General features: G+C 61.5%; 22 protein-coding genes and 1 tRNA gene. 16 read left to right on the top strand and 7 right to left on the bottom strand.

Annotated elements, in window-relative coordinates:
* The first annotated feature begins 174 nt into the window (after positions 1-174).
* Together ACP7AL_RS21470 and argC are read left to right on the top strand one after the other, a co-directional pair.
* Entirely contained in the window at positions 175-861 is a 687-nt protein-coding gene (locus ACP7AL_RS21470; protein ID WP_425994114.1) for an FMN-binding negative transcriptional regulator, read from the top strand.
* On the top strand, positions 858-1,916 hold the full coding sequence (gene argC / locus ACP7AL_RS21465) for an N-acetyl-gamma-glutamyl-phosphate reductase (RefSeq protein ID WP_425994112.1): 1,059 nt from the start codon (positions 858-860) through the stop codon (positions 1,914-1,916). Before ACP7AL_RS21470 ends, argC begins: the two co-directional genes overlap by 4 nt.
* Positions 1,917-1,988: 72 nt before the next feature.
* On the opposite strand, the gene ACP7AL_RS21460 is transcribed toward argC, so the two are convergent.
* Both ACP7AL_RS21460 and ACP7AL_RS21455 read right to left on the bottom strand, forming a co-directional pair.
* Positions 1,989-2,387 (bottom strand): MAPEG family protein, encoded by a 399-nt coding sequence (locus tag ACP7AL_RS21460; RefSeq protein WP_425994110.1) that lies wholly within the window; start codon positions 2,385-2,387, stop codon positions 1,989-1,991.
* A gap of 156 nt (positions 2,388-2,543) precedes the next feature.
* Positions 2,544-4,361 (bottom strand): PHA/PHB synthase family protein, encoded by a 1,818-nt coding sequence (locus ACP7AL_RS21455; protein ID WP_006020425.1) that lies wholly within the window; start codon positions 4,359-4,361, stop codon positions 2,544-2,546.
* Between the two features lie 309 nt (positions 4,362-4,670).
* Between ACP7AL_RS21455 and ACP7AL_RS21450 the strand changes: the two genes are divergently transcribed.
* The 7 genes from ACP7AL_RS21450 to recJ all read left to right on the top strand — a co-directional run bounded on the left by ACP7AL_RS21450 (position 4,671) and on the right by recJ (position 12,078).
* Complete coding sequence (locus ACP7AL_RS21450) at positions 4,671-4,931, top strand: hypothetical protein (RefSeq protein ID WP_425994107.1); 261 nt, start codon at positions 4,671-4,673, stop codon at positions 4,929-4,931.
* A gap of 248 nt (positions 4,932-5,179) precedes the next feature.
* The gene (locus ACP7AL_RS21445; protein WP_425994105.1) at positions 5,180-6,397 is read left to right on the top strand and encodes an LL-diaminopimelate aminotransferase; all 1,218 of its coding nucleotides are present in this window, start codon (positions 5,180-5,182) and stop codon (positions 6,395-6,397) included.
* Between the two features lie 83 nt (positions 6,398-6,480).
* Positions 6,481-7,803, top strand: a complete 1,323-nt coding sequence (locus ACP7AL_RS21440) for a homoserine dehydrogenase (protein WP_006020428.1) — start codon at positions 6,481-6,483, stop codon at positions 7,801-7,803.
* Positions 7,804-7,857: 54 nt separating this feature from the next.
* A complete protein-coding gene (gene glpX, locus ACP7AL_RS21435; RefSeq protein WP_425994102.1) occupies positions 7,858-8,856 on the top strand; it encodes a class II fructose-bisphosphatase in 999 nt (332 codons plus the stop codon).
* Between the two features lie 13 nt (positions 8,857-8,869).
* Complete coding sequence (locus tag ACP7AL_RS21430; protein WP_425994100.1) at positions 8,870-9,319, top strand: GNAT family N-acetyltransferase; 450 nt, start codon at positions 8,870-8,872, stop codon at positions 9,317-9,319.
* A gap of 8 nt (positions 9,320-9,327) precedes the next feature.
* Positions 9,328-10,038: a haloacid dehalogenase type II gene (locus ACP7AL_RS21425; RefSeq protein WP_425994098.1), complete on the top strand. Its 711-nt coding sequence runs from the start codon at positions 9,328-9,330 to the stop codon at positions 10,036-10,038.
* Positions 10,039-10,236: 198 nt separating this feature from the next.
* The gene (recJ, locus tag ACP7AL_RS21420; RefSeq protein WP_425994096.1) at positions 10,237-12,078 is read left to right on the top strand and encodes a single-stranded-DNA-specific exonuclease RecJ; all 1,842 of its coding nucleotides are present in this window, start codon (positions 10,237-10,239) and stop codon (positions 12,076-12,078) included.
* Positions 12,079-12,081: 3 nt separating this feature from the next.
* Here the strand turns inward: recJ and ACP7AL_RS21415 are convergent, their stop codons facing one another.
* From ACP7AL_RS21415 to efp, 3 genes are all read right to left on the bottom strand, one after another.
* Positions 12,082-13,320 carry a lytic murein transglycosylase gene (locus ACP7AL_RS21415; RefSeq protein WP_425994094.1) on the bottom strand — a complete coding sequence of 413 codons (1,239 nt, stop codon included), beginning with the start codon at positions 13,318-13,320 and terminating at the stop codon, positions 12,082-12,084.
* Positions 13,321-13,437: 117 nt separating this feature from the next.
* Entirely contained in the window at positions 13,438-15,150 is a 1,713-nt protein-coding gene (locus ACP7AL_RS21410; protein ID WP_425994092.1) for a M23 family peptidase, read from the bottom strand.
* 22 nt (positions 15,151-15,172) lie between these two features.
* A complete protein-coding gene (gene efp / locus ACP7AL_RS21405) occupies positions 15,173-15,739 on the bottom strand; it encodes an elongation factor P (protein WP_006020435.1) in 567 nt (188 codons plus the stop codon).
* 138 nt (positions 15,740-15,877) lie between these two features.
* Here efp and epmA point away from each other — a divergent pair, with 138 nt between their 5' ends.
* From epmA to ACP7AL_RS21385, 4 genes are read left to right on the top strand one after another with little or no spacing between them, the layout of a single operon-like run.
* On the top strand, positions 15,878-16,930 hold the full coding sequence (epmA, locus tag ACP7AL_RS21400) for an EF-P lysine aminoacylase EpmA (protein ID WP_425994089.1): 1,053 nt from the start codon (positions 15,878-15,880) through the stop codon (positions 16,928-16,930).
* On the top strand, positions 16,927-17,994 hold the full coding sequence (locus ACP7AL_RS21395) for a lysine-2,3-aminomutase-like protein (protein WP_425994087.1): 1,068 nt from the start codon (positions 16,927-16,929) through the stop codon (positions 17,992-17,994). Before epmA ends, ACP7AL_RS21395 begins: the two co-directional genes overlap by 4 nt.
* Positions 17,995-18,192, top strand: coding sequence for a hypothetical protein (locus tag ACP7AL_RS21390; RefSeq protein ID WP_006020438.1), 198 nt, complete (start codon positions 17,995-17,997; stop codon positions 18,190-18,192).
* Positions 18,193-18,234: 42 nt separating this feature from the next.
* Positions 18,235-18,486 carry a hypothetical protein gene (locus ACP7AL_RS21385; RefSeq protein WP_425994084.1) on the top strand — a complete coding sequence of 84 codons (252 nt, stop codon included), beginning with the start codon at positions 18,235-18,237 and terminating at the stop codon, positions 18,484-18,486.
* A gap of 17 nt (positions 18,487-18,503) precedes the next feature.
* On the opposite strand, the gene ACP7AL_RS21380 is transcribed toward ACP7AL_RS21385, so the two are convergent.
* Complete coding sequence (locus ACP7AL_RS21380) at positions 18,504-19,076, bottom strand: HdeD family acid-resistance protein (RefSeq protein ID WP_425994081.1); 573 nt, start codon at positions 19,074-19,076, stop codon at positions 18,504-18,506.
* A gap of 88 nt (positions 19,077-19,164) precedes the next feature.
* Positions 19,165-19,938: a cyclase family protein gene (locus ACP7AL_RS21375; protein WP_024577836.1), complete on the bottom strand. Its 774-nt coding sequence runs from the start codon at positions 19,936-19,938 to the stop codon at positions 19,165-19,167.
* Positions 19,939-20,149: 211 nt separating this feature from the next.
* Between ACP7AL_RS21375 and ACP7AL_RS21370 the strand changes: the two genes are divergently transcribed.
* From ACP7AL_RS21370 to paaA, 3 genes are all read left to right on the top strand, one after another.
* Positions 20,150-20,224, top strand: a tRNA-Glu gene (locus ACP7AL_RS21370).
* A gap of 486 nt (positions 20,225-20,710) precedes the next feature.
* Positions 20,711-21,604, top strand: a complete 894-nt coding sequence (paaX, locus tag ACP7AL_RS21365; RefSeq protein ID WP_425994079.1) for a phenylacetic acid degradation operon negative regulatory protein PaaX — start codon at positions 20,711-20,713, stop codon at positions 21,602-21,604.
* Positions 21,605-21,660: 56 nt separating this feature from the next.
* On the top strand, positions 21,661-22,653 hold the full coding sequence (gene paaA, locus ACP7AL_RS21360; RefSeq protein ID WP_425994077.1) for a 1,2-phenylacetyl-CoA epoxidase subunit PaaA: 993 nt from the start codon (positions 21,661-21,663) through the stop codon (positions 22,651-22,653).
* Positions 22,654-22,656: the final 3 nt, after the last annotated feature.

Below are 22,656 nucleotides of genomic sequence, written 5' to 3'. Positions count from 1 at the left end.
TGATTTTGAACGCTACCATGATCGCTGCCCGCCGCCGCCGCATTCTCGCGGTATGGGCGGTTGATTGCGTTTAAGATCACCCCTCGTGCCGCCGGAGATGACCCGCGGCACACCTTGCTTCTCAAAACACGCGGTTTGATCTCAAGCGGCTCCTCGCAGAAGCAGGAGTTTGCAATGTACGTTCCGCCCGCCTTCCGAGTTGACCGCGCCACTTGCCTCGCGTTCGCTGCCGCGCGCGGATTCGGGCTGGCCTGCGCCCATGACGGGGAAAAACCCATCGCGTCGCCGGTGCCGTTCCACATTGAGTATGGAAGCGACGGCACGCCGCAGCTTTGTTTTCATCTTGCGCGCCATAATCCGCTGATCGGCCGCGCCGATGGCGTAACCCCATGGCTGTTCGCCGTAAGCGATGCGGATACCTATGTATCGCCCGATTGGTACGTCTCCCCCGACCAGGTGCCGACGTGGCTCTATCGGTCGGTTCACATGACAGGCGCGGTCCGGATCATGACAGGGCAACAACTGCCGGATCACCTGAATCAGGCCAGCGCCCGGTTCGAAAGCGATCTTGCGCCGAAAAAGCCCTGGACGGTGGACAAGATGTCGTCCGGCCGGCTTGAAGCGATGATGAAGGCCATCGTGGGGCTGGTCATGACCGTTGAGGGTGTCGAGGGCAGCTTCAAGCTGAACCAGCATAAATCGGATGCGGACCATGTTGCGGTCACCCGCGCTTTGGCCTTACAGACATCCGCGGGCGCGGGCATCCTGTCGGCTGCGATGCACGCCATGCGCCCGCAGGCCTTTGCCGCCGTTGAAGACAATGAAATGTTGAGCACTGCGCACGAAGGGATCGCGCCATGAGCACGAAGAAGAAAATCGGCATCCTTGGCGCCTCCGGCTACACCGGGGCCGAACTTGTCCGGCTGCTGCTGCGCCATCCCCGCGTGGAGATTGCCGTGCTGACGGCTGACCGGCGCGCCGGGCAGATGATGGGCGACGTGTTCCCGCAGTTCGCGCCATATGATCTGCCGCGGCTGGTGACAATCGATGAGGTCGATTGGGCCAACGCCGGGCTCGATCTGGTGTTCTGCGCGTTGCCGCACGCCACCACGCAGAAGGTACTGAAGGACGTCTTCGCAAAGGCGCCGGACATCAAGATCGTCGATCTGTCGGCGGACTTTCGGCTGGAAGATCCGGCGGCCTATGCCAAGTGGTATGGGCACGACCATCATGCGCTCGAACTTCAAAAAGAAGCCGTCTACGGACTGGTGGAAATCTATCGGCGGGACATCAAGAAGGCGCGGCTGGTCGCCAATCCCGGTTGTTACACGACCTGCGCGCAGTTGCCGCTGATCCCGCTGCTGAAAGCCAAGGCGATCGAACCGGACGAAATCGTCATCGATGCGAAATCCGGAATGACCGGTGCGGGGCGTTCGGCGAAGGAAGAGATGCTGTTCTCGGAGGTCTCCGAAGGCTTCAACGCCTACGGCGTCGGCCAGCATCGGCACATGGCTGAACTCGACCAGGAGTTTTCAAAGGCCGCCGGCAAGGAGGTCGTCGTATCGTTCACGCCGCATCTCCTTCCGATGAACCGGGGAATCTTCTCGACCATCTACGTGCGGGGCCGGCGGGGCAAGATCGCGCAGGATCTTCACGAGATTCTGGTGAGCCAGTTCGAGAAGGAGCCGTTCGTTCACGTCCTGCCGTTCGGCAAGACCCCGCATTCGCGACATGTGCGCGGCTCGAACATGACGTTCATTGGCGTGGCCGCGGATCGCATCGCGGGACGGGCGATCATTGTCTCGACCCTCGACAATCTCACCAAGGGTGCGTCGGGGCAGGCCGTGCAGAACATGAATCTGGTGCTCGGCCTTCCTGAGACGATGGGTATCGATCAGCCACCGATGTTCCCGTAACCGCGGCGCAGCAGGTAATAAAAAAGGGACGGCGATGAGCCGTCCCTTTTGTTTGTCTCGTCGGATTTCCGATCAGAGGATCTTGAAGATTGCAAGCGCCAGCATGGCCTGGGCTGCAAAGCCGATCAGGAATGTCAGCGTGCGCAGAACAGGCACGCCGAGCGTATAAACGATGAGATGGGCGACGCGCGACCAGAAGTAGACGGCGCACGCAAGCACGGTCCATTTGCTCGAATAATCGATGGCATTGAGGATCAGGACCAGCGGAGCGAACACCACGAGGTTCTCGACGGCATTGTCGTGTGCAAAGAGCAGACGGTTCGCCCATTCGGCGAGCGGCTTGTCGTTGCGCGACGGATTGGCCATTGCGCCGCCAAGGCCGCGCACCTGGCAGCGGTTGAGAACGTAGGGCACCCAGAGCAGGCCGGTGAAAATAACGGTCAGCGTCAGCCAGAACAGTTCACGTGTCATCGACGTTTGTCCTTCCAATCTTGCAAGGCCTGCCCGGAGGCGGGTGGAAATGCCTTCGCCGTCCCGCCATGGTGCGGGGCGAGTCGACGAAGCAAATAACGTGTGAAGTCATAGACGATTGGCGATGCAAGGCCAACGTCGCGGCAGGCGTTATGCTCAGGCGCGGACCCGGACATAGCTTCCCGGAGCGTCTTCAATGGCTTCCAGAGGTCCGCTGCCGGGAATGCGGGCGGGCACCTGCTCGGCATCGATCGTTTCGAGCCACGAGCGCCAGTCCGGCCACCACGATCCCTTGTGCTCCTGTGCATCCTTGAGCCAGTCGGCGAGGGTGATATCGCCAATGCGGTCATTGGTCCAGTACTGGTACTTGCCCAGTTCCGGCGGGTTGACCACGCCCGCGATATGACCGGAGCCGGCCAGCACGTATTTGACCGGGCCGCCGAAGAACTGTGAACCGTAGAGCACGGATTCGGCCGGTGCGATGTGATCCTCTTTGGTGGCGAGATTGTAGACCGGCACCTTCACCTTGGAGAGATCGAGCTGCGTATTGTCGATGGTCATGGAGCCGGTGGACAGGCGGTTCTCCAGATAGCAGTTGCGAAGATAGAAGGAGTGGTTCGCCGCCGGCATGCGGGTGGCATCCGAATTCCAGTGCAGCAGGTCGAACGCCGCAGGCTCCTTGCCCTTAAGATAATTGCTGACCACGTACGACCAGATCAAATCGTTCGAACGAAGCATGTTGAAGGCCATCGCCATTTTGCTGCCTTCGAGTACCCCAGCCCTGTTCATGTCGCGTTCGAGACTTGAAATCTGGCTCTCGTCGACGAACACCAGCAGATCGCCAGCATGGGTGAAATCGACCTGCGCGGCGAGGAAGGTCGCCGAGGTGACGCGCACCTGACGCTTTTCCGCAAGCCACGCCAGTGTCGTCGCGAGCAGCGTGCCGCCGACGCAATAGCCCATGGTGTGGACACGCATTTCGCCGGTGGCCTTCTCGATGACGTCCATCGCCGTCAGCGGGCCTTCGCGCATGTAGTCCTCGAAGGTCTTGCCGCCAAGCTTCTTGTCGGGGTTGACCCATGAGATCAGGAATACGGTGACGCCCTGATTGACGCACCACTGGACGAACGACTTCTGCGGGTTGAGATCGAGAATATAAAACTTGTTGATCCACGGCGGCACGATGAGCAGTGGCGTGCGGAGAACGGTTTCGGTCGTCGGCGTGTACTGAATGAGCTGCATCACCTCATTCTGATAGATCACCTTGCCGGGCGTTAGCGCGAGGTCCTTGCCGATCTCCAGATTGGCCGCCGACTGGCGGATTTTGAGCGTTCCGTTTCCGGCTTCGATATCCTCCGCAAGCATCGTCATGCCGCGAACGAGATTGTCCGCGTTGCTCGCAAGTGTCTGGCGCAATACTTCCGGATTGGTCAGCACGAAGTTCGATGGTGAAATTGCGTTCGTGACCTGCTGGACGTAGAACTCGGCTTTCTTGCGGGTATGCGGATCCAGACCATCGGCGTTCTTGACCAGATCGTTGGCGCACTGCGTGGTCAGCAAATAGGCCTGCATCACGAAATCGAAAAACTGGTTCGATTTCCACTCGGGGTCCTGGAAGCGCTTGTCACGCGGCGAGGGATCGGCAGCGCGTGTCGTCGTCTCGCCTGAGAGGCGGCGTGCGGCGCTGGTCAACAGATCCAGGTAAGCCTTGCCCAGCTTCGCCTGAACGCTGGCAGCGCGGTCCTTGTCGGAGAGCCAGTACTCCGCCACGGACGTGAACGTCTTCACCAGCTCATTCAGCTCGCCGGGCGGACGATCCTTGGCTTCCCCGTTTTCGCGAGGCTTCAGATAAGCGGAGAGGGCGCGGCCGCTTGATTCAAGAGCACGCGCAAGATTTGCGGAGAAGGCTTCCGGATCGAAGCTTTTCGCGGCGCCGGAGTCTCCAGACTTGGTGCTTAGCAGAGTGTCACTCATCGCTTGCTTCTAAACTCTTGTTTCAAACCGCGAACGCTGTGAGTTCGCACCATCATCATGGCATAGTTCGGATGCGCCCGCTGATTTGCATGTGCTGCGCTGCGACATGATTAATACTTCGGTCATATTAGGGCCTCATGAACGCGATCTGCTTCGCTGCGGCTGTTGGTCGGGAGTTAACGCTTTCCGCCGATGTTGAGTTCAGATCGCCTGCGCATTTTGCAGAGCAGGAATCGTGCCGCTTTAAATCAAGGGGACGTGACAATTTCTGTGGGACGCCACACGCATCCGGTTCGGCGGTGGCCGGCTTTGCCCGGTCTGCTGTTGCTCGGCATTGTGCTGGGCGGTTGTGCGTCCACGATCGCCGACGCGCCTCTGGTGGGATTACCGGCCAACACACCGGCACGGCCTGCGACCCCGGCTGAGTACCTGCCCGTGCATGATGTTCCAGCGCCCCGGCAAGAGACGGTGCTGGATCAGGCCCAGCAGGACAAACTGGAGAAGGATTTGCTCGCGGCCCGCGACAGGCAGGCGGCCGGCGCCAAGGCTGCTCAGCGCCGCAGCAACTAGGGTCCTAAATCCGAGGTTAGCGTCTAGGAATTGCGCCTCGCCGCAACTGCCGGTTGGTGCTAAAAAGACCACGATTCAATCGCAAAAATGCAAATTCTGGTGCGGGTCACCCCGCATTGCGTTCGAATCCGCGTAATATGCTGAAATTCCGTGTCTTCTAACCGCCGTGCCGAATTCCACTTCGGTACAAAACACGTTACTAATCTCGTCGTTATTCGCCGGTGTTACCGGCTCCCGGAGCCCGACCCATGGAAGAGTTTTACCGTATCCGCCGTCTGCCGCCTTACGTATTCGAGCAAGTCAACCGGGCCAAGGCGGCCGCGCGGAACGCCGGGGCCGATATCATCGACCTTGGCATGGGAAATCCGGACCTCCCGACCCCTCCGCATGTGATCGAAAAGCTCAAGGAAACCCTTGGCAAGCCGCGGACCGACCGCTATTCGGCGTCGAAGGGCATCACGGGCCTGCGCCGCGCGCAGGCTGCCTATTACGAGCGCCGTTTCGGCGTGAAACTTAATCCGGAAACCCAGGTCGTTGCGACGCTCGGTTCCAAGGAAGGCTTCGCCAACGTCGCGCAGGCGATCACGTCACCCGGTGACGTGGTGCTGGTGCCGAACCCGAGTTATCCGATCCATGCTTTCGGCTTCCTGATGGCGGGCGGTGTGGTTCGCTCCGTTCCCGCCGAACCGACCCCGGAACTGTTCAGCGCACTCGAGAAGGCGATCGTTCACTCGATCCCCAAGCCGATCGCGATGATCGCGTGTTATCCGTCGAACCCGACGGCGTACGTCGCATCGCTTGATTTCTACAAGGACCTCGTCGCGTTCGCGAAGAAGCACGAGATCTTCATTCTGTCCGATCTGGCCTATGCGGAACTGTATTTCGAAGGCGTGCCGCCGCCATCCGTTTTGCAGGTGCCGGGCGCGATCGATGTCACCGTCGAATTCACCTCGATGTCGAAGACGTTCTCGATGGCCGGCTGGCGTATGGGTTTTGCCGTCGGCAATGAGCGGATCATCGCAGCGTTGACGCGCGTGAAATCGTATCTCGACTACGGTGCGTTCACACCGGTCCAGGTCGCTGCAACCGCAGCGCTGAACGGTCCGCAGGATTGCATCAAGGAAATGCGCGACACCTACCGCAAGCGCCGCGACGTGCTGGTGGAAACCTTCGGCCGTGCGGGCTGGGATATTCCGCCGCCGGCGGCGTCGATGTTCGCCTGGGCGCCGTTACCGGAGAAATTCCGGGAGGTCGGCAGCATGCAGTTCGCTACGCTGATGGTGGAAAAATCCGGCGTCGTCGTATCGCCGGGCGTTGCCTTCGGCGAGCACGGCGAGGGCTATGTCCGCATCGCGATGGTGGAAAACGAGCAGCGTATTCGCCAGGCAGCCCGCAATATCCGGCGCTTCCTTGAAACTGGCGTTGAATCGTTGCACAACGTGGTTCCGCTCGCCAATCGGCGGTAGGCACGATCCCGAAAAGTGGCCCCCGGTTTTCGGACCAGATCATGCCTAGTTAACTCAAGTTTTTCCGGCAGGTTTTCAGCAAGATGGTCGCACCCCTCAAGGTGGGTATTGCGGGCCTCGGCACCGTGGGTGCCGAGGTAGTCCGCCTGATCGAAAGTCAGGGCAGGGCCTTGTCGGCGCGGTGTGGCCGTGGCGTCCGGGTTGTCGCGGTATCCGCTCGTTCTAAGGCCAAGAAGCGCGGTGTCGATCTGCGCGGGATCGAGTGGGCCAAGAACCCGCTGGCGCTGGCCAATGATCCGAAGATCGACTGCTTCGTCGAACTGATGGGGGGCTCCGGCGAGCCGGCTCTCTCCGCGATCGAAGCCGCACTGCGGAACGGAAAATCCGTCGTCACGGCGAACAAGGCGCTAATCGCCAGGCATGGCTCGCGCCTGGCTGCGCTGGCCGAAAAACACGGCGGCGCGTTGAACTATGAAGCCGCAGTCGGGGCGGCAATCCCCGTCATCAAGACGCTGCGCGAAGGCCTTGCCGGGACTGGCATCAATCGCGTCTATGGCATTCTCAACGGCACCTGCAATTACATCCTGACGCGGATGGAACGCGAGGGACTGTCGTTCGCGGAGTGCCTCAAGGATGCGCAGCGGCTCGGATATGCCGAAGCCAATCCGTCGTTCGACGTCGATGGACATGATACCGCACAGAAGCTTGCCATTCTCGCCAGCCTCGCATTCGGCACCAAGGTCAATCAGAGCGCGGTTTACGTTGAAGGCATTTCATCCATTGCGCCGGAAGATCTGCGCGCGGCTGAAGAACTCGGATACCGGGTAAAATTGCTCGGAGTTGCGGTGCGCACCGAATCCGGCATTGAGCAGCGCGTGCATCCCACGATGGTGCCGAAGTCGTCGTCGATTGCGCAGGTCATGGACGTCACGAATGCTGTGACCATCGACGGCGAGGGCATTCCGCCGATCACGCTGGTGGGGCCGGGCGCCGGTGGCGCTGCGACTGCATCTGCCGTGCTGGCCGATATTGCGGACGTAGCGCGCGGCATTCGCGCGGCACCTTTCGGACGGCCCATCGAAAAGCTGAAAACGACGACCAAGGCGCCGATGAAGCGTCACGAGGGCGGCTATTACATTCGCCTGATGGCGCGCGATCTCGCCGGAACCGCCGCGACCATCGCGACACGCCTTGCCGAGCAGAAAATTTCCATTGAATCGATCGTGCAGCGTCATCCAGACGGCGCAGTCGAGCCGGTAAATACGCGCGGCAAACCATCGCCGGTGCCGGTCATTCTCATCACTTACGCAACCACCGAGGATGCAGTGCGCCAGGCGTTGCATGCCGTCCAGCAAGATCGGGTGATAACCGGCCGTCCGCAGGTCATCCGCATCGAAAAGAACTGATAGGGTCCGGTCCGCCGGGTCCATCGCCACGTCTGTTGTCTTGGGAGTTAGCCTATGTCCGTTACGATTTCCGTTCCGCCGCAGCTTCTGCTGGAACGCATTCTCACACTCGAAATCGTGCGCGTGACTGAGCGTGCCGCGGTGTCTGCTGCTCGTCTCCGGGGCCACGGCAACGAAAAGGCCGCCGACCAGGCTGCGGTGGACGCGATGCGCCGCGAGCTCAACAAGATTCCAATCCAGGGTACTGTCGTTATCGGCGAAGGCGAGCGTGACGAAGCCCCGATGCTGTTCATCGGCGAGAAGGTCGGCTCCGATGCAGGTCCCGAAGTCGATATCGCGGTCGATCCGCTCGAAGGCACCACGCTGTGTGCCAAGAACATGCCGGGCTCCATTGCGACCATGGCGATGGCAGAAGGCGGCACGCTGCTGAACGCACCGGACGTCTACATGCAGAAAATCGCGGTTGGTCCGGGCTATCCGAAACATGTCGTCGATCTCGACGCGCCGCCGGCCGAAAACATCCGCCGTCTTGCCCGCGCCAAGGATGTGCATCCATCGGCGATCACCGCGCTGGTGCTGGATCGTCCGCGTCACGCCGACATCATCAATGCGATCCGCTCGACCGGCGCTGCGGTCCGCCTGATCACCGACGGGGACGTCGCCGGCGTGATCCACACCGCCGATCCGGAGAACACCGGCGTCGATATCTACATGGGCACCGGTGGCGCGCCGGAAGGCGTGCTGGCTGCTGCGGCGCTCCGCTGCATCGGCGGCCAGATGCAGTGCCGTCTCATTCTCGACACCGACGAGAAACGCGAACGCGCGATGAAGATGGGCATCAAGGACCTCAACATGGTCTATGGCATCGAAGACATGGCGCGCGGCGACTGCCTGTTCGCGGCAACCGGCGTCACAGATGGTTCGCTGCTCTCAGGCGTCAAGTTCCGCAAGAACGTGATCGAGACCGAAACCGTCGTGATGCGCTCGGTGACCGGCACGGTTCGCATCATCAAGGGCGAGCATCGCCAGTTCGAGAAATTCCACCTCGACTAAGCAGGGAAATCCCATGACCGAGCGCGTTGTCATCCGGCCGCTTCGCGTGGATGAGCGCGAGGCGTGGGAGCCGTTGTGGGACGGCTATCTCAAGTTCTACAAGGCCTCTGTTCCGGCCGAGACAACGGCTGTGACATGGCAGAGGTTTCACGATGACGCAGAGCCGATGTATGTGCTCGGCGCGTTTGTCGATGGCAAGCTGACCGGCATTGTCCATTTCCTTTACCATCGCTCATGCTGGACGGTCGGCAACTACTGCTATCTCCAGGACCTGTTCGTGAACGAGGGCGCGCGTGGCCACGGCGTGGGCCGCAAGCTGATTGAGGCCGTCTACGAGAAGGCCAAAGCCGCAGGCGCGAGCAGGGTGCACTGGCTGACCCAGTTCGAGAATGCGCGCGCACAAATCCTCTACGATGAAGTCGCCGACCGGTCGGGCTTCATGCAATACCGCAGGATTTTCTGAGAGGTCCGATGTCCGAGATCAAGGCGCTGCTGTTCGATGTCTTTGGCACCGTGGTCGACTGGCGGACCAGTCTGATCGATAATTTCACCGCATGGGGCCAAGCGAAGGGTCTCAAGGGCGACTGGACTGCGCTGGTCGACGGCTGGCGCGCCGCGTACATGCCGTCGATGGACGAGGTCCGCAAGCATCCCGAGCGCGGCTTCGTGATCCTCGATGACCTGCAGCGGCAGTCGATCGAGCCGCTGGCGGCGAAGCTCGGCATCACAGGACTGACGTCAGCCGACTTCGACTACCTCACACGCGGCTGGCACAGCCTCAATCCATGGCCGGACAGCGTCGGCGGCCTGACGCGGCTGAAGAGGAAATTCATCATAAGTCCGTTGTCCAACGGCAATGTCGCGCTGCTGACCAACATGGCGAAGCACGCAGGCCTGCCGTGGGATCTGGTGCTGAGCGCCGAGGTGTTCGGCCACTACAAGCCCGACCGCGAAGCCTATCTGGGCGCGGCGAAGATTCTTGGCCTGACGCCAGGTGAGGTGATGCTCGTGGCCGCGCATAATAACGATCTCGAGGCAGCGCAGTCATTCGGCCTGAAGACCGCATTCGTTCCGCGCGTGACGGAGTACGGTCCGCACCAGAACCGCGATTTCAAGGCCGAGGGCAACTGGGATTACGTGGTCAAGGACTTCAACGATCTGGCGGACAAGCTCGGCTGCTAGAAAATGCGTCGCCCTTCGAGGCCCATAGCTGTTCGAAGAACGGCGTTCTTTCGAACGCCTATTGCTTTGCTACGGCTCCTCAGGGTGATGGAAACAACATGAGACGTTATCTTGAGGGGCGAGCACTTGCGAGCCTCGAAGGATGACAGCGACGAATCATTGAACGCTGACGCTTCGTGCTTACCTGCGGAAAGCATCATGACGCTCCCTGCATCCGCATTGCCAGTTGAGACGATCCCCGCCTTCCTCGGCGTGAACCAGTCTGCGACCGGCCGCGTGTGGCGCGACCGGCTCGATCCGCGCGGGGCGGCAAGGGCGCTCGCCATTGCGCAGCGCTATCAGGTGCCTGAAATGCTGGCGCGGATCATCGCGGGCCGCGGCATCGACATCGACGCCGTCGAGGACTTTCTCGATCCGACCATCCGCAAGCTGCTGCCCGATCCCTTGACTGTGACGGAGATGGAAGCTGCGGCCAAGCGCATTGCCGACGCTGCGGCGCGCGGCGAGAAGGTCGCGATCTTCGGCGACTACGACGTGGACGGCGCGACCTCCGCTGCGCTGCTGACCTGGCATCTGCGCCATTGCGGGCTCGATCCGCTGATCCACATTCCCGATCGCATCTTCGAGGGCTATGGCCCCAATGTCGAAGCCGTGCGCGGCCTCGCCAACAGGGGCGCGACACTGCTGGTTACGGTCGATTGCGGCACCACCAGCATCGAACCGCTGGCGGAAGCCAAGCGGCTCGGCATGGATGTGGTGGTGATCGACCATCACCAGTGCGGTGACGAGCTTCCCGTCGTCGATGCATTGGTCAATCCGAACCGCCCGGACGACCTGTCAGGCCTCGGACATCTCGCCGCCGTCGGTCTCGTGTTCGTCACACTGGTTGCGGTGAACCGTGAATTGCGCGCCCGCAATTTCTGGAGCGACGTTCGGCCCGAACCAAATCTGCTTGACGCGCTTCATCATGTGGCGCTCGGAACCGTTGCCGATGTGGCAGCACTAACCGGCCTCAACCGCGCCTTCGTAGCCAAGGGGCTGATCGCCCTGCGCCGCCGGGATCATGTCGGGCACACCGCGCTGATGGATGTGGCGCGGCTGAGCGGCCCACCGGAGGCGTGGCACCTCGGTTTCATGCTCGGACCGCGCATCAATGCTGGCGGCCGCATCGGGCAGGCGGACCTCGGCGTGAGGCTGCTTCTGGAAGGCGATATCTCGGAAGCCGCGCGGATTGCCGCCGAACTGGATCGCCTCAACACCGAACGCCGTGTCATCGAGCAGATGGCCGAGGCGCAGGCCGAAGCCGAGGCGCTTGCGTCGCTTGGTCGGGACGACAAAGGTTCGGTGATCGTAACTGCGTCCGAGGGCTGGCATCCGGGCGTTGTCGGTCTTGTGGCGTCGCGACTGAAAGAGAAGTTTTCACGTCCCGCATTCGCCATCGCGCTGGAGCCGGGCGGGATCGGCACCGGATCGGGCCGCTCGATTCCGGGCGTCGATCTCGGCAAGGTGGTGCGCGAAGCGGTGCACGAGGGAATTCTTCTGAAAGGCGGCGGTCACGCCATGGCGGCGGGCGTGACGCTGAAGAAAGAGCGGCTTGCGGAATTCCGCGCCTTCGTGGAATCCAAGCTTGCGGCGACGGTCGCAGACGCACGGCATGCCAACGAGTTGTTCATCGATGGTGCGGTCAGTGCGCGGGCTGTGACAACGGACTTTGTTGCGACCATGAATCGTGCCGGTCCTTTCGGCGCAGGCAATCCGGAGCCGCTGATCGCATTGCCGTCACATCAACTGGTTTTCGCAGATGAGGTGGGGCAGTCGCATCTGCGCCTGCGTTTCAAGTCGGGCGATGGTGCGTTCGTCAACGGGATTGCGTTTCGCTCCATCGGCCAGAAGCTCGGCAATGCGCTGATCGAAAATCGCGGTCAGATGCTGCATGTGGCGGGATCGCTCACCGTCGACCGCTGGCAGGGCTCCGAGCGCGTGCAGATGCGTGTGACGGATGTGGCCGTGCCTGATCCGGGGCCTGCGGTGATCCGGTAGGACTCACGATCCCTGCCGCAGCCGTGCCAACACCTTCAATCCGGCATAGCCGTCCGCAGGCAGCAGTCCCACCTTGGTCTGGAAATCCTTCACCGCCTTCATGGTGTCGTTGCCGACGCGGCCATCGGTGCCGCCGGTATCGAAGCCTGCGTTGGTGAGACGTGTCTGCACTTCCTGCACCTCGGCGAGTGTCAGCGCGCGCTCCGATCCGGGGAAGGGCTGGATGAACGGTCCCGCCCCGAGAATGCGGTCGCCGAGATGCACGATGGCGAGCGCGTAGTTCATCGACGGATTGTAGCTCTTCACCGCATAGAAGTTCGGGCCCAGCAGGAAAGCCGGACCGCCTTGCACCGGCATCCACAATTGCGCGGAATCATTGGGACGCGGGAACGGCTGGCCGTCGGCGCGGGTCACGCCAGCCGCCGCCCATTGCGCGTAACTCTTGTTGCCGCTGCCGCCGGTCCCGCCTTTGACCTCATAGCCCCAGTGCTCACCGCGACGATACTTGCCGCGGTTGACGAGATAGCGCGCACTGGAGCCGAGCGCATCGTCCGGCTTGCCGAACGGTGAAACGCGGCCGTCGCCGTCATAGTCGAAGCCGACATTGAGCCAGACTTCCGGCATCCACTGGGTATGACCCATTGCGCCGGCCCATGAGCCGCGCATTTCCTCCGGCGTACTCCAGTGCTTGTCGACGATACGCAGCGCGTTGATGAGCTCGGTTTCCCAATAGGCCTTGCGACGAGGCTCGTTCCACGCCAACGCGGCGAGCGAAGGAAACACCGGCCGCATATGGTTCTGCTGCACCAGCGGATCGCCGTACGCCGTCTCGACGCCCCACAGCGCCAGCAGCGTGCCACGTTCGACGCCAAAGTCCTTTTCGATCCGGGCAAACAGCGCGCTGTTTTTCTGAAGCGCGACCTTTCCCGCCCACAGACGCCAGTCCGAAACACGGCGGTTGATGTATTGCCAGAGCTGTTCGTTGAACTCCGGCTGCTTGCGCATCTTTTCGAACACGCTCATGTCCGGCTCGATCCGGGCGAGACAGCGGATATACGTGCCCTCGGAAATGCCGCGTGCCAGCGCGCGGGCGCGGAATCCTTCGCGCCATTGATCGAACCCGGGGGGCGTAGCGGCCAGTGCGCGAAGCGGACTGGCCATTAGTGCGCCGACGCCCAGCGCGGAGCCGATCAGGGTTCGTCGTGTGAGGACGGGCGTGTTCCGAGAATCTTTTTGCGTCATGCAGCCAGTCTAGCGCGGCTTTGGTAGCTGGGCCAAAGGCCATTGTGCCGCGGATTCTGTCTGGGCATGATCTTGTCCGAAAACCGGTTCCCACTTTTCGGGACCATGCCTTCGTACCTAACGGCTTTCGCCTTCCTTGATGACGTGTGCGGGGAGATCCGCAGGCGGCAGGGCGTGTGCCATCGCAGGCGCTTCTGGTGGCGGCTGGATGTATTCGCGGCCACGGCCGCCGATCAGGCGCTCATAGGAGGAAATCAGCGTGACGTAGGGATTGACCCAAAGCCAGCCATCGCGCGTGAACACCTGGATGTCGAAATGCAGATGGTTTGTCGTTCCGCCGGGGCGATCCTGGTAGTTCGAGACCACGCCGATCTTTTCGCCTTCGGTGACGCGCCGTCCGTGAAGGACGCCATCGGCATCGAGGCGGGCCGGGTTCATGTGCATGTAACGAAAACGGATATGTTCATTGCGCGAGTTCACCAGCAGGAACGCAGCCTGCTGCCTGGGCGACCTCATCAACACACCGTCGCGAACTGCGACTGTCGCGAACAGGTCGGGGATGCAGCGATCTGCGCCATCGTTGCGCAGGTGGCAGGACGACGGGCGGATGTCCTGTCCCTGGTGACCCATTCCGTTGGCGCACTGTCCCACTTCGAAATCGCGCGTCTCGCAAAAGTTGTCCTGCCAGGGATAGCTGTAATTTTCCTTGGCGGATTCATCGAACACCAGCGGCTTGTCATTGCGCTTGCAGCGGTACTGGTCGCCCTTGGTCGGCGCGAATGAGACCCGCCCTGTGAGGTTGCAGTCTCCCCAGTTCATGAACGACTGGGAGTTGGCGAATGCCGGGGCCTTCTCGATTGGAAAGCGGATCTGAGAATAAACAGTAAGGTCCTCGTGCCCGCCTTGCCCGCGATAGCCGCTGTTGGCGATGATCTCGCCCGGCGGCCGATATGTGAAATCCGCCGAGTATTCGATTGGACGCTCCGACGCATATGAGGCGATATTCGAGCGCGGATCGCGAGGCGTCCCGCCCGCCACCCGCAAGGCCTTCAGGAATCGTTCGGCGACCGGCGAGGCTTCGCGGCAGGAGAGGCGTCTGCCGCGTGCAACGCCGTCGTGACACTGGATCGAAACCACATAGGGGACGCCGAAGCGCGTGAACGCATACCGCACATAGCCTTCGCGGATCATGCGGCGGAGGTTCGGATATTGCGTGGCCAGCGCCTTGACCGGCTCGCCCTTCCCAGCGAGCGGATCCTTGATGTCGTAGATCAGCAGCGATCCCGTGATCTGAACCTCGACGGGCTCCAGATACGTCCGTGACGGCATATTGTCGCCCGCGCCGCGGTCCAGCAAAAAGACAGCGTCGTAGCCGGCCGATCCGGCCTCGAACATGCTCGCCGCTCTGAACCCGGCTTGATACCGCGGGATAAGGAGGTTGATGGCGCCGCTCTGGCGATCAGCAAGATAAAGCGCGCTATCGAACGGCAACAGCACCGGGACGGGGCTGAGTTCAATCCCGGAGAAAATCGGCGACGTCACCGCATTGATCTGCGAGATCGCCGTGATGCGCTGCGCGTTGAATTGGGATGGCTGATTTCGGGACGGGAAGTTGAAATTGTCGATAGCCAAAGGCTGTGAATCGATCTCGGCCCTGAGCTGACTGACGGTCGCGGGCCAGTCCGGGGTGACGACCGAAATCGCCGGTGTTTTGAATTCGGCCGCGTGCGCAGGCTGAACGAGGAGGAGCAGCGAGGCAACGAACAGAGAAAAGCACCAGAGCTTCGCCGATGCGTTTCGTCTGCCTGTTACTGCCTCCGCTCCCCTCAATACATCCTCGCGAGATCTGCCTTTAGTCCTTGGCGCGCTCGACGTAAGAACCGTCTTCCGTCAGGACGACGATGCGCGTTCCCGTGCCGATGTGCGGAGGAACGCCCGTGCGGACGCCATTGGAAAGGATCGCGGGTTTGTAAGACGAGGAGGCGGTCTGCCCCTTGGTCACCGGCTCGGTCTCGACGACCTCAAGGGTGACGCGCTGCGGCAGCACGATCGCGACAGCGTTGCCCTCGAATATCGAAAGCTTCACAGTCATGTTTTCCTGCAGATACGGCGCCTGCGTGCCAACGACGTCCTTCGAAACCAGGAGCTGATCGTAGTTTTCGTTGTTCATGAAATGGAAGCCGTCGCCGTCCTCGTAGAGATAATTGAAGTCGCGGTCTTCGACGAACGCGCGCTCGACCTGATCGGTGGTCTTGTAGCGCTCGGAGACCTTGGTGCCGTCGCTGATTCGGCGCATTTCGATCTGGCTGACCGGGGTTCCCTTGCCGGGATGGATGTTCTCCGCGCTCAGAACGACATATAGCTTGCCGTCCTGCTCAATGATGTTGCCCTTGCGGATCGAACTGGCGATGACTTTCACAGATAGGTTTCCTAATGTTCAGGGCCGGTGGCGGCGCCGATACGGCGCTTCGGGGTCCGGCAAGGCAGTTTCGGGCTGCAACATACTCATCTGGACCGGTAAAGCCAGCATTTTGCTGCTGAATCGGGCTTTTCGCCCATGAGTATAGACCAGGAAACCTCGCCCTGGTGGACACCTAGCCGCCATATCGACCGTAAGCCGTTTTTGCAGGCGCGGACCGCGATTTCCCGTGCCTTGCGGGACTGGTTCGAGGACGAGGGATTCGTCGAGGTCGAAACCGGAATCCTCCAGAAATCGCCCGGGAACGAGACCCATCTCCATGCCCCGGCAGCCGATCTGACCTCGGCATCCGGCGAGAAGTCGACGTACTTCCTGAGGACATCACCTGAATTCGCCTGCAAGAAACTGCTGGCGGCGGGCGAGAAACAGATCGTGGAATTCGCCCGGGTGTTCCGGGATCGCGAGCGCGGGCCGCTGCATCTGACGGAATTCACGATGCTGGAATGGTACCGCGCCAATGAAGGCTATGAAGCGGTGATGGCCGATACGGTGGTCGCCATAGCGCATGCCGCTCAGACAACCGGGATCGGGACGTTCTCCTTCAGGGGAAAGGTCGCCGATCCGTTTGCCGAACCTGATCTGCTCACCGTCGCCGATGCGTTTACCCGTTTTGCGTCGATCGATCTGCTTGCAACGATTCCGGATGGACGAGCCGATCGTGAGGCGCTGGCGGCAGCGGCCGCGAGCCGTGTCCGCGTTACCGATGACGACACCTGGTCGGACATCTTCAGCAAGATCCTGGTCGAGCATGTCGAACCACATCTGGGGCAGGGCCGTTTGACAATTCTCTACGAGTATCCTGCACCGGAGTCCGCGCTGGCGCGCGCCAAGCCGTCCGATCCGCGCGTTGCCGAACGTTTCGAAGTTTATGCCTGCGGTGTTGAGCTTGCGAACGGCTTCGGCGAACTGATCGATGCGCAGGAGCAGCGCGAGCGCTTCATCGCGTCGATGGACGAGAAGGAGCGCCGCTACGGCGAACGCTATCCGCTCGACGAGGAGTTTCTCGCCGCGATGGCGCAGATGCCGGAGGCCTGCGGCGTGGCGCTGGGCTTCGATCGCCTGGTGATGTTGGCGAGCGGGGCGACCCGGATCGATCAGGTGGTGTGGACGCCGATGGGAGGCGAGGCATGACCGGTCGTGCCGCAACACTTCGGACGCCGGCTGAGCTGATCGCGCGGGGGCTTGCTTCGCAAGATAGTCTGCCTGACCTTGAACAAGTCGCCGCGCGTTACGCCGTGGCGGTCACGCCGGATGTCGCGGCGCTGATTGATGCGTCGGACCCGAACGATCCTATCGCGCGCCAATACGTTCCATCCGCCGATGAACTGGTCACACATCCGATCGAGAACGCCGATCCGATTGGGGACCATGCGCATTCGCCGGTCAGCGGCATCGTGCATCGCTATCCCGATCGCGTGCTGTTCAAGCTGGTGCATGTCTGCGCGGTGTACTGCCGGTTCTGCTTCCGCCGCGAAATGGTGGGACCGGGGAAGGAGACTGTTCTTTCCGACGATGTTTATTCGAACGCGCTGGATTATATCCGCACCCATCCCGAAATATGGGAAGTGATACTGACCGGCGGCGACCCGCTGATGCTGTCGGCGCGGCGGCTCAAGGAAATCATGACCGATCTCGCCGCGATCGATCACGTCAGGATCATCCGCATTCATACCCGTGTGCCGGTCGCCGATCCGGCAAGGGTGACCGATGAGACGGTTGCTGCGCTGAAAGTGAGGGGCGCGACGACATGGGTGGCGCTCCATGTCAATCATCCGCGTGAACTGACGGCAGACGCGCGCATTGCCTGTGCGCGAATGATCGACGCCGGCATCCCGATGGTTAGCCAGTCCGTGTTGCTGCGCGGTGTGAACGACAATGCAGCAACGCTGGAGGCGCTGATGCGCAGCTTCGTCGAATGCCGCATCAAACCGTATTACCTTCATCACGGCGATCTTGCGCCAGGTACGGCTCACCTTCGCACCACGCTTGAGGAAGGGCAAAAGCTGATGCTGTCGCTGCGGGGGCGTGTATCAGGCCTGTGCCAGCCCGATTATGTGCTCGATATTCCCGGCGGTCATGGCAAGGCGCCGATAGGACCACAATATCTGTCACAGACGGGTGAAGACGGACACGACCGGCGGTATCGCGTCGTGGATTACTGCGGCGACGTGCACCTTTATCCGCCAGCGGAATAGATGACTGAGCCCGAACCTCCTGAAAATGATGGCCATCGCGGCGTTGAAAACGCTGTGATGCTCGGCTTTTTCGTCGTGCTGGTCACCGCAGGTATCTGGCTGCTCGGATCGATGGCGGATATCCGCAAGACACAGGATTGTGCGGCGCAGGGCAGACGTAACTGCGCAACGATAGAAAATCCCTCTCATTCCCGGTAGACTACACCCATCCTGAGGAATCGTTACTGGTGGAGGTGTGATATGAGGAAATCCATCCCGATCGCCGTGATGGCGTTGCTGTTGACGGCGTCAGGCGCAATGGCTCAGAGCAAAAGCGGGACGACGACTGGTCCCTCCGCGACAACGAGCTCGGGCAGCATTCCCCCGGCACCCGTCGGACATCGTCAGCCACGGGCGGGCGATGTGCCGTCCAATCAGGAAAAGAACTACACCGAGTCCGCTGAGGACAAGGCGCTCGATCGGAAGATCAAGAGCATTTGCCGCGGCTGCTAATCGGCAGCCTCTGGGCATCACGTATTTTTCGCCGCGAGCGCCATCCCGATCAGGGATGTGCCGCCGAAGACGAGATTGATGCCGACCAGCAATCCGATCGCCCATGCGGCTGAACCGGGAAGCCCGGCAATGATGAGCGCGGCGACCACCAGATCGACGATACCCGACATCAGCAGCCATCCCCAGCGCCCGGACAATTCCTTCCGGTGGGCGAGGGCGTACATGATGGTGGTGATGCCTTCGGCAATGAAGTAGGCGCTGACCACGAGCGTCAGCGTCAACGTCCCGGCGACGGGCTGAACGATCAGGATAATGCCCGCGGCAAGTGCGAGGATCGCCGAGAGCAGTGACCACCAGAAGCCGGGCATCTCGCGCGTGGTGAACGTCAGGTAGAGGCCTACTGCGCCGCTGATCAGGAACAGCCAGCCAAGGAAGATCGTAACCGCGATGCTGGCAAGAAGCGGGATCGCAATCGCAGCCATTCCCAAAATCACCAGCACGATGCCTTCGATCAGGAAGGCTTTCCAGTTTGCCTTGACTGCTTCTTGCATCTGCGTTTGGAGCCGGGCGACATCCTGAGGCATCGTCATCGATGATCTCCATTTCCTGATCCGGCACAGCCGGCTCGCCTAAGACTAGTCCTGCGGCGGGCTGGTTGTTAAGAGCTTTTCGTTCCAATCAATCCAGGATGGCGACAGCACGGGTCCATCCGGCGGACGCGCGCTCGATCTTCACCGGGAAGCAAGACACAGTGAATCCCGTTGAGGGCAATTGTTCTAAATTGTGAAGTTTCTCGATGTGGCAATAGCCGATGTGACGGCCAGCCTTGTGGCCTTCCCAGATCAGGCTCGCATCCTTCGTCTCGGCGTATTTCTTCGCGGTGTAGACGAACGGGGCGTCCCAGCTCCAACCGTCGATGCCCGTGAGCCGCACGCCGCGCTCCAGGAGATACATCGTCGCCTCGTAACCCATTCCGCAACCTGACGTGACGTAGTCCTGCTGACCGTATTTCACCCCGGCGCTGGTGTTGACCACGACGATCTCGAGCGGCTTCAGGGTATGTCCGATGCGCTTCAGCTCATTTTCGACATCGGCTGCGGTCGCGACATAGCCGTCGGGCAGGTGCCGGAAGTCGAGTTTGACGCCTGGCTGGAAACACCACTCCAGCGGCACCTCGTCGATGGTCCATGAGCGCTCGCCGCGGTTCATCGTCGGATGGAAGTGATAGGGCGCGTCGAGATGGGTGCCGTTGTGCGTCGAGAGGTTGACCTGTTCGACCGCCCAGCCCTGACCGTCGGGGAGGTCTTCCTTCTTGAGGCCGTCGAAGAAGGACAGCATGCGCGGCAACCCCTGCTGGTGGTCGATGTACTGGATGGTCGGGTGGCCGCCTGGAGGGTCCGCCGGCACGTCGTTCTGGAGGGGGACGGAGATATCGATCAGCTTGCGGGTCATGTGTCTGGCTCCGGCGGCCTTGCCGGACGTCCCGGCAGGCTTTTGGCCGAGTGTGCATGAATTTGCGCACACCGCTCAAGCGGGGTATCTCGCGGCTTGCCGCAGCCGCGAAACGCCATTATACGTTCCCCCGCGTCGGCCAGCTTGCCTTGAGGTTTGCGGCCCGGCGCTCGCCCCAGCACTTCTAACCTGTTGGTTTTGCGCGACTAATGCTCCCTTCGTCTATCGGTTAGGACGCCACCCTTTCACGGTGGAGAGAGCGGTTCGATTCCGCTAGGGAGCGCCATCTTCCCAGCCATCAATTGCCATATGAATTCTGCGATTGCGCGGAACCCTTTTGCGATGCTCGCCATTGTCCCTTGCAGGGAGGCTTCATTGGAGGCTGCGATGGCTGACCATTGGCAACAAATCCATACAAGTCCGGCAGACCACATCGGCAGCCCGGGTCTTGAGGACGCTGCCTATGTTGCTAGCTGGGCGCTGAGTTGCGCTGCGTTTTTAGGCGTCGTTCTGCTGGTTTGGCATTTCCACGTCTGAGCGTCCCGGAGCGCCACACCAGGGTGCGCAGCACCGCTGCCTGCGGTGAAGCGTGCCCGGGTTTCTCCGCGTTCCTGTCTGTTTGATCCTAAGATTCCGGATGAGGTGCCTCATCCATTTTATCGATGATGAACTGCAAGCCTCTCCTCGTGCGATGTGGCGGGCGCGGCATGTCATTCATGGTCTTCGGATCGGGGGCTCGCCCGCTGGACGGAATGCACTATGCTGCGCCTCCATGAGTCACCCTTCGCTTTCCCGTATTGTCAGCCGGTTCAAGCGCGAGCCTTCGCGCACCGGCTCGCTTATCATCACGTTCTATGGCGACGCCATCCTGCCCCGGGGCGGATCGGTGTGGCTTGGAACGCTACTTCAATTTCTGGACATGCTGGGGACCGACGGCGGCGTGGTCCGCACCGCGGTGTCCCGGCTTGCTGCTGACGGCTGGCTGGATCGGGACAAGGCGGGCCGCAAGAGTTTCTACAAACTCGCAAAGAGTGGCCGCGAGCGTTTCGAAGCGGCTGTCGAGCACGTCTACAATCCGCATCCGTCGAATTGGGCAGGGCGCTTCGAGCTTCTGCTGATTGGCAACGGTGCCGACCGCGAGGCGTCGCGGGCGGCATTGACCGAGGCCGGTTTTGGAAGCCCGATGCCGGGCGTGTGGGTCGCGCCTTCGGATGTGCCGGTGCCGTCGATTGCCGCAGGTGCGATCCGGCTGGAGGTATCGGCTGACGACGCGATGGGGCGGCAACTCGCGGCCGCGAGCTGGTCGCTGGAACGGACCGCGGAATCGTATCGCGAGTTCGTGAAGACCTTCGCACCGCTCGAAGGCTGGATCGGCGGTGCTGACAAGGTCTCTCCCGCGGACGCCATCCTCGCGCGGATCCTGCTGATCCATCACTACCGGCGGGTGATCCTGCGCGATCCGTTGCTTCCGGCAGGCCTGTTGCCGCCGGCATGGCCGGCCCTTGAGGCGCGCGAGCTTTGTGCGCGGCTTTATCAAGCCCTTTTGCCGCCATCTGAATCCTGGCTGGACGAGCATGGCGAGAGCGTGACGGGTTCCTTGCGTTCGCCGGGGCCGGAACTTGGCCGCCGGTTCTCGGATGTGCAGGGCAATATGTTACAGAAATAGCTTGCGTCTTATGTTTTCTGTTATATGTTTGACCTGTCTCCCGGGAGGAAACGGCGATGTACACGCAAGCGCTCAACGCATCGGAAGCCGAAGTCGTTCACGTCGAGGACGCTGAACGCGCCGCGCATTTCCAGGCCCGCATCGATGCCGATGATCGCATCGAGGCCAACGACTGGATGCCTGCCGCGTATCGCAAGACGCTGACGCGCCAGATTTCCCAGCACGCCCATTCGGAAATTGTTGGCATGCTGCCGGAAGGCAACTGGATCACCCGCGCGCCGACCCTGCGCCGCAAGGCTGCGCTCCTCGCCAAGGTGCAGGACGAATGCGGTCACGGGCTCTATCTCTATGCAGCCGCTGAAACGCTTGGCTCCTCGCGCGAAGAGCTTGTCGATGCGATGCTGAGCGGCAAGGCGAAGTACTCATCAATTTTCAATTATCCGACGCCGACCTGGGCCGACATTGGCGCGATCGGCTGGCTGGTTGATGGCGCAGCCATCATGAACCAGATTCCGTTGTGCCGCTGTTCATACGGTCCCTATGCGCGCGCGATGATCCGCGTCTGCAAGGAGGAGTCGTTCCATCAGCGCCAGGGCTACGAAATCATGCTCACGCTGTCGCGCGGCACCGAAGAGCAGAAGGCCATGGCGCAGGACGCGCTGAATCGCTGGTGGTGGCCGTGCCTGATGATGTTCGGTCCGCCGGATCAACTTAGCCAGCACAGCGACCAGTCGACGGCCTGGAAGATCAAGCGGTTCTCGAACGACGATCTGCGCCAGAAGTTCGTCGATGCGACCGTGCCGCAGGCCCATTATCTCGGCCTCACGATTCCCGATGCGGACCTCAAGTGGAACGAGGAGACGAAGCACTGGGAATACGGCGCAATCGACTGGGACGAATTCAGGCAGGTGCTTTCAGGCAACGGCCCGTGCAACCGCGATCGCATGGCCGCGCGCCGCAAGGCGCACGAGGAGGGCGCGTGGGTGCGTGAGGCTGCGGCCGCCTATGCGGAAAAACAACAGGCGCGCCGCACTGCGGTTGCGGCGTAATCG

The sequence above is a fragment of the Afipia sp. DC4300-2b1 genome (assembly GCF_049895725.1).
GTDB classification, from domain to species: domain Bacteria; phylum Pseudomonadota; class Alphaproteobacteria; order Rhizobiales; family Xanthobacteraceae; genus Afipia; species Afipia broomeae.
Note: the sequence above shows the minus strand (reverse complement) of the source record. Positions and strands in the feature narration are given on the sequence as shown.